The 9,371-nt window shown below is 35.8% G+C and carries 7 protein-coding genes; all 7 read right to left on the bottom strand.

Annotated elements, in window-relative coordinates; translation table 11 throughout:
• Positions 1 to 269: 269 nt before the first annotated feature.
• The 7 genes from spoVT to glmU all read right to left on the bottom strand — a co-directional run bounded on the left by spoVT (position 270) and on the right by glmU (position 8,934).
• A complete protein-coding gene (spoVT, locus tag ACPYKA_RS15395; RefSeq protein ID WP_479543100.1) occupies positions 270 to 806 on the bottom strand; it encodes a stage V sporulation protein T in 537 nt (178 codons plus the stop codon).
• A gap of 153 nt (positions 807 to 959) precedes the next feature.
• Positions 960 to 4,580: a transcription-repair coupling factor gene (mfd, locus tag ACPYKA_RS15390; RefSeq protein ID WP_479543099.1), complete on the bottom strand. Its 3,621-nt coding sequence runs from the start codon at positions 4,578 to 4,580 to the stop codon at positions 960 to 962.
• 244 nt (positions 4,581 to 4,824) lie between these two features.
• Positions 4,825 to 5,055, bottom strand: coding sequence for an anti-sigma-F factor Fin (locus ACPYKA_RS15385; RefSeq protein WP_479543098.1), 231 nt, complete (start codon positions 5,053 to 5,055; stop codon positions 4,825 to 4,827).
• 92 nt (positions 5,056 to 5,147) lie between these two features.
• On the bottom strand, positions 5,148 to 5,708 hold the full coding sequence (gene pth, locus ACPYKA_RS15380) for an aminoacyl-tRNA hydrolase (RefSeq protein WP_479543097.1): 561 nt from the start codon (positions 5,706 to 5,708) through the stop codon (positions 5,148 to 5,150).
• A 216-nt stretch (positions 5,709 to 5,924) separates the two neighbouring features.
• Entirely contained in the window at positions 5,925 to 6,566 is a 642-nt protein-coding gene (locus ACPYKA_RS15375; protein WP_479543096.1) for a 50S ribosomal protein L25/general stress protein Ctc, read from the bottom strand.
• Between the two features lie 25 nt (positions 6,567 to 6,591).
• On the bottom strand, positions 6,592 to 7,545 hold the full coding sequence (locus ACPYKA_RS15370) for a ribose-phosphate diphosphokinase (protein ID WP_479543095.1): 954 nt from the start codon (positions 7,543 to 7,545) through the stop codon (positions 6,592 to 6,594).
• 21 nt (positions 7,546 to 7,566) lie between these two features.
• Positions 7,567 to 8,934 (bottom strand): bifunctional UDP-N-acetylglucosamine diphosphorylase/glucosamine-1-phosphate N-acetyltransferase GlmU, encoded by a 1,368-nt coding sequence (glmU, locus tag ACPYKA_RS15365; protein ID WP_479543094.1) that lies wholly within the window; start codon positions 8,932 to 8,934, stop codon positions 7,567 to 7,569.
• Between the last annotated feature and the right edge of the window lie 437 nt (positions 8,935 to 9,371).

The following is a 9,371-nucleotide window of genomic DNA, read 5'->3' as shown; positions in this document are numbered from 1 at the left end:
GAAGCAGTGGTTTTCTGCTTCGGAGGCTGAAGCCGTGCCCGCGGAAAGCAACGGTTCGTAGCGGAAAACAACCTGAGCGCTACTCTACAGTATCCTTCTGTCATGTAAGTGTCTTTCTGCAAAACACTTTCAAAAACAACTATTGGCTTGTAGATAAAACTTGAGTCAATAAGCAACTTCCATTATAACATAGTGATCTTTGATTAATGTTTTCAAGGCAAAAAAATAAACAAGGTAAACGTTCACCTTGTTTTTAACAATTCTTTTAGTTACTCCATCTGTTTTCCAAGAAAATTAGCTGCAGTTTCTGCAACTTTTTGTTCCACTTCCGTCAAGGTCTCCCCATTTTTGGAAAGGATAATAACAGAACCAATTGGGTCTCCGTTTGAAATTATCGTGCTTAGCGCATATGAATCAATGTCTTCATCATTCCCACGTACTATTTCCACTGTACTTTTTTCTGTTTCTAAATGATTAGAACGCTTTTCGATTGCCTCTTCTATGTCTGCACCAATACTTTTATTTAAGTAGTCTTTTTTTGAATCTCCACTGACAGCAATTATTTCATCTCTGTCACAAATTAACACTGGGTAGTGAATAGAATCGTACAGTGCATCCGCATACTCTAAAGCAAAATGTCCCAGTTCATTAATCGGTGAATATTTCTTTAAAATAACTTCACCTTCTCTTGCAACAAATATTTCTAATGGATCCCCTTCTCTGATACGTAATGTACGTCTAATTTCTTTTGGAATTACAACCCTTCCAAGATCATCAATACGTCGAACTATTCCTGTTGCTTTCATACTTTTACAAACCTCGCATTCTGTATGTTGTATTTGCCACTAGCAAAAGAACTAATTAATGATAAAAACTTAATTTAGTACTTCTTTTCATATAGTGTAAATAACACCAGTGTTGCTTTTAGTATGAATCAACAATAAGGAACTATACATTTCTTACATATTTTTTGTTATTTTATCCAATGTCCATTTATTAACAACTTCGGTTTCACTATTATCCTTCAAGGACTTGCCACTCTTTTCACCTAAATCGCTATCATCCCGGAACACGTCTTTTAACTTCTCAATAAAAGATCCAATTTGCTCGTATCTTTCTTTTACGGATTCATTTTTCCATTTAAAAACAACTTTTAATTTATTACCTACTGTACCTAATTGCACATTTCTACCAAAGTCATTCGCTAACTGGAAGAGCTTAGAGCCATCAATTTGTTGACTTCTTTCTTCCTCAACGACCAATTCTGTTCTTTTACCCTTCTCTGTTATTGATTCTATCCGTTGTATTTTCGAGACCATTTTCAAATAAGAGATAAGAAATAATTTTTCTACCTCATCTGGATAATCACCAAATCGATCCACTAATTCTTCTTTTAAATCATCAATTTGTTCCAGTGATTCAAAACTATGGAACCGTTTATACATATCAATCTTTTGTTTCTCATCTTCAATATAAGCCTCGGGAATATACGCATCTACCGTTAGGTTCAACTCGGGATTAAATGGTTTAACCGCTTCAACTGGCTTTCCAGTTTTACGTGAGTCGATTGCTTCTTTTAACATTTGAGAATACAAATCAAATCCAACCGAATCGATGAATCCATGCTGCTGTGCTCCGAGTAAATTCCCCGCCCCACGGATCGATAAATCACGCATGGCAATTTTAAAACCTGAACCCAATTCAGTAAATTCTTTAATTGCTTGAAGACGTTTTTCTGCAACTTCTGAGAGAACTTTATCTTTTCGGTACGTAAAATAGGCGTAAGCGACTCGATTTGACCTTCCAACCCGGCCTCGTAATTGATACAACTGACTTAATCCCATTCGATCGGCATCATACACAATTAACGTATTTACGTTTGGAATATCAACACCTGTTTCAATAATTGTCGTACTAACTAAAACATCACTTTCTCCTTCCAAGAAGCCAAACATGACATTTTCAAGTTCTGTTTCGTTCATTTGACCATGAGCAACAGAAACTTTTGCCGTTTCAACTAGCTGATCAATTTCACGGGCAACTTTTTCAATATTATCAACCCGATTATATAGCAGAAACACTTGTCCTCCTCTAGCTATTTCTCGCTCAATGGCTTCTCTAATGAAAGCTAAATTATGTTCTATTACATACGTTTGTACAGGAAATCTGTTTTCCGGTGGTGTTTCAATAACAGATAGATCACGAATTCCTAACATCGACATATGCAACGTCCGTGGAATTGGGGTTGCCGTTAATGTCAAAACATCCACATTCGTTTTGATTTGTTTAATTTTTTCTTTATGTTTCACACCAAAACGCTGCTCTTCATCGACAACCAATAACCCTAAATCTTTGTAGACAACGTCATTTGAAAGCAATCGATGTGTCCCAATAATGACATCGATTGTACCATTTTTTAGGCCTTTTAATGTCTCGTTTTGTTGTTTTCTAGTTCGAAAACGACTAAGTAAACCGATATTAATTGCATAGTCTTGAAATCTTTCTTGCATCGTTTGAAAATGTTGTTGGGCAAGGATAGTTGTTGGAACTAAAACAGCTGCTTGTTTCCCTTCGATGACGGCTTTAAAAATAGCACGGATAGCAACTTCGGTTTTCCCGTAACCTACATCTCCACATAGAAGCCTGTCCATTGGTCTTGAAGCTTCCATATCTGTTTTTATTTCTTCTACACATCTAATTTGGTCTTCCGTTTCCTGGTATGGAAAAGCATGTTCAAACTCTTGTTGTAATTCCGTGTCTTTTTCAAATGCATATCCTTTTTGTGCTTGTCTTTCTGCATACAATTTAATTAAATCATCTGCTATATCTTCAACTGTCGATTGAACTTTCCTTTTTACTTTCGCCCATTCCGTTCCACCTAATTTATAAAGCCTAGGTTCTTTCCCTTCCGAGCCAACGTATTTTTGTACAAGGTCAATCTGATCAATTGGAACATAAAGTTTGTCATCGCCTGAATACTTGATGAGCATATAATCTTTATGCAAGTTATTTACTTGTAATGTTTCAACACCTATATACTTTCCTATTCCGTGGTTTCGATGAACGACATAGTCCCCAATCTTTAACTCCTGATAATTTTTTATTCTTTCAGCGTTAGAAATTGCTTGTCTTTTTCGGGGACGACTTTGTTTTTTCTTAAATAACTCATTTTCAGTTATGATTGCAAGCCGATGTAAAGGTAACTCCATTCCTGCACTAATATTTCCAACTGAAATTATCGGTGTATTTGTGGGTAATTCAATGCTTTCTTTTATTGGGATTTCCATTCCGTAATCATGCAGAATAGATTGTACTTTTTCAGCACGCTGCATATTTTCAGTTAAAATTACGATAGAATAATCGCCCTTTTCCCATCTCGTTAGTTCATTTTTAAACAGTGGCATTTGCCCGTGAAACTCTTGCATCACCCGCGTAGATAAATTGACAATATTCTCTGGTTGGGTGCTTGGGATATGTCTTAAAAATACGGACATATAAATTCGTTGCTTTGTCATTTTCTCCCTTAATTGGTTCCAATCAAAAGAAAACCTCGTGTTTGGTAATACTTTAGATTGTTCCAATAATGATTGGATGAATTCCGACTCTTCTTTATCTAAATTTTGTGCAGATTCTTGAATTCTGCTCATCTCATCACAGATAATAAGTCCATCATTCGGAAGATAATCTAACAAACTATTAAGATCTTCATAATAAAATTCACTATATTTGTACATATCTTGAAAATCTTCTGCATCTTTTAATTGGCTTATATCATGTTCTACCGACTGAATTATCGCTTCTTTTTCCTTTGATGCTTTCATTTTTTTCAATGTAGTAGCCAAAGACTTCTCTAAACGTTCGGCGCCTTTTACCTTGTCTTCTTTCGACAATAACAATTCTTTTGCCGGCCCAACTGATATTTCCGTTAGACGATCTAATGACCTCTGTGTATCTGCATCAAAGTAACGTATAGAATCTACTTCATCATCAAAAAGTTCAATTCGAATCGGGTGTTGCTCTGTTACCGGATAAATATCAATGATTCCACCACGAACACTAAATTCAGCTGGAGCAGTAACCATATCAACTCTTTCATATCCCATATCAACCAAAGTTGCCATATATTCGTCAATGGGAACAATCCCTGCTTCTATAAATGATAGTTGATACTTTTTCCAATAATTTACGGGAGGCAATATTCGTTTTAATGCTGCAATAGGTGCTATTAAAATAGCTGAGTCTTCTTGAAGCCAGTTAGTTAGTGATCTAATCCGTTCAGCTTTAAGTTCTGGACTAGCAATTGCCATTTCCGAAGCAATTAATTCATTAACTGGGTATAAAAATATATTGGGGTTTTTAGAAAATTCAATTAAATCGTCATATAGATTTTGTGCATGGATTAGTTGATGTGTAATAATTAATGTTTTCTTGTTATGAGCTTGATTAATCGTCGAAATGAATAAACTTCTTGCCGTTCCGGTTAAGCCCGCAACAAGTTGTTCCTTTAATCCGCTAGATATCCCATCAATAATTGATTGTATATCTTCCTTATCTTTTAAAAAGTGATAAATTTCCTTCATTCGCAAAACCCCCATATTATGTCCTATTTCCTTTTTAGAAAAAACTTGGCTTCTCGCCCAAGCTTTGGCGAGAGTATGAGTTGCCCTTACGACGCACAGGACGCCCGAGCTTTTAGCCAGTGAGCGATTTTCTTATCTGTTAAAAAATCTAGCATTCCTGTTTTATATTAAGCTGATAGTGACAGTCAGCAGAAAAAGCGCAAAAATGCTTTGGTTCCTACCAAAGCCTTTCATGCGCTATTATCTATTGTAGAAAGTACTCTAATTCATAGTAATCAGGATGTTGTCCAAGTGAATCCTCACAATTCTCACATATTGATTTTATATGGACATCTCCATTTTCTTTATATTGTATCATTCTTTGCTTATCTTGTGGGGTTAATTGATCCCAGCCTAACATCGATGTCGTTACAATTTGTTGTTCTATTTTTCCAATTGTATGCCCACAATGTCTACATTTATAAACAATAGACATGAATTGTCAACCTCCTGATATCAAAACGATAGTATACATACTAAAGTTTATCCTTATCAGGTAATTTTATTCATCATGAAAGAAGAGATTACTTATTTATTATATGCATTCATCACTTCGGAAAATGATTGATTCATCCACATGTCACATGCTTTTACTGATGCATCGATTGCAGATGATACTTCTTTTTCTTCATGTTTTGAAAAAGGTTTAAGAACATAATTAACAATCGGCGTGGCGTCTACTGGTCTTCCGATACCTATTCTTAGTCTTTTAAATTCCTTTGTTCCTAAATGCTCAATTAACGATCTGATTCCGTTATGGCCTCCATGTCCACCTTTTTCCCTCAAGCGTATTTTACCTGTTGGTAAGTCTAAATCATCATAGATAACAAGCGCATTTTCATAATCTACATTGTAGTAGTCCAGTAAAGGTCTTACCCCCTCGCCGGATAGATTCATAAACGTCTGTGGCTTAATGAATAATACTTTTTGATCCTGAATAAAATCAATATGGTATTCGCACTTAAATTTATTTTTATCAAATGAAAAAGCATGCTGTCGACTTAATTCATCCAACACGATAAACCCAATATTATGTCGTGTCTTTTCATATTTTTTTCCTGGATTACCTAAACCAATTATACATTTCATTTATTATTACCCTCTATCTTCTGTAATGTAATAAGCCCCCCTAACAAGAATTCTCTTATTAGGAGGGTTACTACATACATTATTAACCTTAGAAAACCTGGCTTATCGCAAAACCTTGGCGAGAGTATGAGTTGCCCTTACGACGCACAGGACGCCCGAGCTTTTAGCCAGTGAGCGAGTCAAGAAAGTGTTGCACTTTCTTATCTGCCAAAGAAATTACTCTTCTTCGTTTTCTTTCTCCTCATCTGCACCTACTAATTCAGGCTCAGCACTAAAATCAACATCTCCATCAGTTTCTTCTTCTTCAGTTTCAGGCGCTAATACAACTGCAATAGTTGTTTCTGGGTCATCTAAAAATTCATATTTATCTGAAGCTGGTAAGTCGCTAACAGCTAAAGTATCACCAATTTCTAAATTGGACACATCTGCAGTAATCTCTTCTGGAATATCTCTTGGTTTTGCACGAACTTGTAATTCGTATAACGGCTGTTGTAAAACTCCACCTTCTTTAGTACCAGCAGCTTCACCTTCCAATCGAAGCGCAACCTCAACATCCATTTCTTCTTTCATATCTACTACGTAAAAGTCAACATGAATTACTTCACCTTTAACAGGGTCTGTTTGGTACTCATGTAACATTACATCAACTGAATCACCATTTTCGATGTCCAATGAAATAATTGCGTTTCGTCCTTCATCACGGACCGTTTTTAATAACTCAACATTATCAACACTAACTGTTTTCGTATCTTTACCTTTCCCGTATACTACAGCAGGGACAAATCCTTCTCTTCTCAATTGACTAGTTGTTGCTCTAGTAAAATTATCACGATTTTTTGCCTTTAAACTTATAGCCATTCCTTTTTCCTCCAAATTATTAATTTTAATCAAATAAAATACTTACTGATTTATGTTCATGTATCCGCACAATTGCTTCTCCAATGAGAGGAGCAACTGATAATTGCGTAATTTTGTTGATTTTCTTCTCTTCTGGTAGTTCGATTGTATTTGTTACAACGAGTTCCTCAATACGAGAATTCTCTATTCGTTCAATAGCAGGCCCTGAAAGAACGGGGTGGGTAGCACAAGCATAAACTGCTTTCGCTCCCTTTTCAACCAAAGCGTCTGCTGCTAGCTGTATTGTGCCTGCTGTGTCAATAATATCATCGATGATAATAGCTGTTTTGCCTTCGATCTCACCAATAATATTCATCACTTCTGCAACATTTGGTTTTGGGCGACGTTTATCAATGATACCAATCGGGGCTTTCAAGCGATCTGCCATTCTTCTAGCTCGAATAACTCCTCCATGATCAGGGGATACAACAACAATGTCATCCAAGTTTTTCTCTTTTATATACTCTGACAATATCGGTACTCCTTGTAAATGATCAATTGGTACATCAAAAAAGCCTTGAATTTGTGGTGCATGCAAATCTAATGTTAAAACACGATCTGCACCAGTTGTTTCCAATAAATTTGCGACCAATTTCGCGGTAATTGGTTCTCTTGAGCGCGCTTTACGGTCTTGTCTAGCATAGCCGTAATATGGAAGAACGATATTAATTGTTCTAGCAGATGCACGTTTTAAAGCATCTGTCAAAATCAATAGTTCCATAATATTATCATTTACAGGTTCAGACAACGATTGAATTACATATACATCGCATCCACGAACACTTTCTTCAATATTAATCTGCGTCTCACCGTCACTGAACTTTGATACACTACATTTCCCTAAAGGAACACCGATATGCTTTGCAATTGCTTCAGCCAACTTTTTATTAGAATTAAGTGTAAATAATTGCAAAGATTTATCGTTATACCCTGATGACATGAATGAAGCCCTCCAGTAAAATTATTTTTTCAAATTAGCAACATAGCCTTCTTTATTTGTTTGTCTGGATCTTGCAATAGCTAAAGAATCTATCGGTACATCATCTGTAATCGTTGATCCCGCCGCTACGTAAGAACCTTTTTTGATTATAACAGGTGCAACTAAATTCGAGTTACAACCTATAAATGCATTATCTTCAATAGTTGTTACATGCTTGTCTGTACCGTCGTAGTTGACCGTGATTGTGCCACAACCAATATTGATACCTTTGCCAAGATTAGCATCACCAATATAACTTAAATGTGGTACTTTTGTATTGTCACCAATGACAGTTTTTTTAAGTTCAACAAAATTCCCTACTCTTACTTCATTTCCGACTGTGGTCTCTGGACGGATATGAGCAAACGGTCCAATATTTGCTTCTCTTCCTATGTTACTGTCTTTCAAAACACTTTGTTTAATAACAGTATCTTGACCAATTGTACAATTTTCTATTTCAGTGTTCGGACCAATAATGGTATTCGTTTCAATATGAGTATCTCCCATTAACATCGAACCAGGATATACTACAACATCTTGTTCTATTGTCACATCAGGTCCAATATATGTATTATTTGGATCCATAATGGTAACGCCATTTTTAAGATGCTTTTCATTTATACGAATTTTCATTATATTTTCAGCATGTGATAAAGCAATACGATCATTTATCCCAATTGTTTCTTTATCGTCTTCTGTGATAAATGCAGATACTTTTTCATTTTGTGACTTTAAAATTTCAATTACATCTGGTAAATAATATTCCTGTTGAGCATTGTCGTTATTCACTTTTTTTAAAGCAGAAAATAAAGCTTCATTATCAAAACAATACGTTCCAGTATTTATTTCTTTTACCGTTTTTTCTTCATCACTTGCATCTTTATGCTCGACAATCCTTTCCACATCTCCTGACTCGCCACGAATTACTCGCCCGTATCCGGTAGGGTCAGTAATATTAGTTGTAAGGACTGTAGCTTTTGCTCCTGAACGTTCATGATATTCAAACAATTCATCAAAAGTTTCAGCCGTTATTAAAGGTGTATCTCCACAAACTACTATGGTTGTACCGGATTTATTTTCTAATATCTTTTCAGCTTGCATAACAGCGTGGGCTGTACCAAGTTGTTCTTCCTGTAAAACAAATTGACTCTCATTTCCTATTACTGATTTAACTTTCTCTGCGCCATGACCTATAACGGTTACTAACTTTTCAACTTTAGCCGGTTTTAGCGCTTCAATAACATATTGAATCATCGGACGACCTAAAATTGGATGAAGTACTTTATATAATTTGGATTTCATTCTAGTTCCTTGTCCTGCCGCTAATATAATTGCAAAACGACTTTTCATAAAGAGTAACCCTCCAATCCTTAATCTCCATTATAAAATAATATCGTAAAAATAGGGCAAATTCAAATGATAAACCATAAAAATATTTGCCAGTACTAATCACACCGTGAAATTTTTTCATTTTAGCATATCGTTAACAGTTGATCGCTGTGCAATGCAGTTGAAGGATACTGTGCAGTAGTGAAAATTTAAAAACTAGTAACAGTAGCGTTGATTTCTATCTTGGAAATAAAAACGAAGTACAAAGTAGAATACCGCTACGGAAATACACTACGCTTTCCGTGGGCGGCTGTTGAGCCTCCTCGTCGCTACGCTCCTGCGTAGTCTCACCTAGGCCTGTCCTCCCACAGGAGTCTCCGTGTATTTCCTCCGCTGGGATAGATTTGTTGGACAAAAGGAAATTCTATAATTTGTTAATTCAAAATAGCGTAGGCAGA

The organism is Pseudogracilibacillus amylolyticus (SeqCode) (genome assembly GCF_051918545.1).
In the GTDB taxonomy this organism is placed as follows: domain Bacteria; phylum Bacillota; class Bacilli; order Bacillales; family Amphibacillaceae; genus Pseudogracilibacillus.
The sequence above is the reverse complement of the archived record's forward strand: the minus strand, read 5'-3'. Positions and strand labels throughout refer to the sequence as shown.

Coding starts and splice junctions, on each gene's coding strand:
- glmU (WP_479543094.1), bottom strand. CDS start 8,934: ATGAAAAGTCGTTTTGCAATTATATTAGCGGCAGGACAAGGAACTAGA.
- ACPYKA_RS15385 (WP_479543098.1), bottom strand. CDS start 5,055: ATGTCTATTGTTTATAAATGTAGACATTGTGGGCATACAATTGGAAAA.
- mfd (WP_479543099.1), bottom strand. CDS start 4,580: ATGAAGGAAATTTATCACTTTTTAAAAGATAAGGAAGATATACAATCA.
- pth (WP_479543097.1), bottom strand. CDS start 5,708: ATGAAATGTATAATTGGTTTAGGTAATCCAGGAAAAAAATATGAAAAG.
- spoVT (WP_479543100.1), bottom strand. CDS start 806: ATGAAAGCAACAGGAATAGTTCGACGTATTGATGATCTTGGAAGGGTT.
- ACPYKA_RS15370 (WP_479543095.1), bottom strand. CDS start 7,545: ATGTCATCAGGGTATAACGATAAATCTTTGCAATTATTTACACTTAAT.
- ACPYKA_RS15375 (WP_479543096.1), bottom strand. CDS start 6,566: ATGGCTATAAGTTTAAAGGCAAAAAATCGTGATAATTTTACTAGAGCA.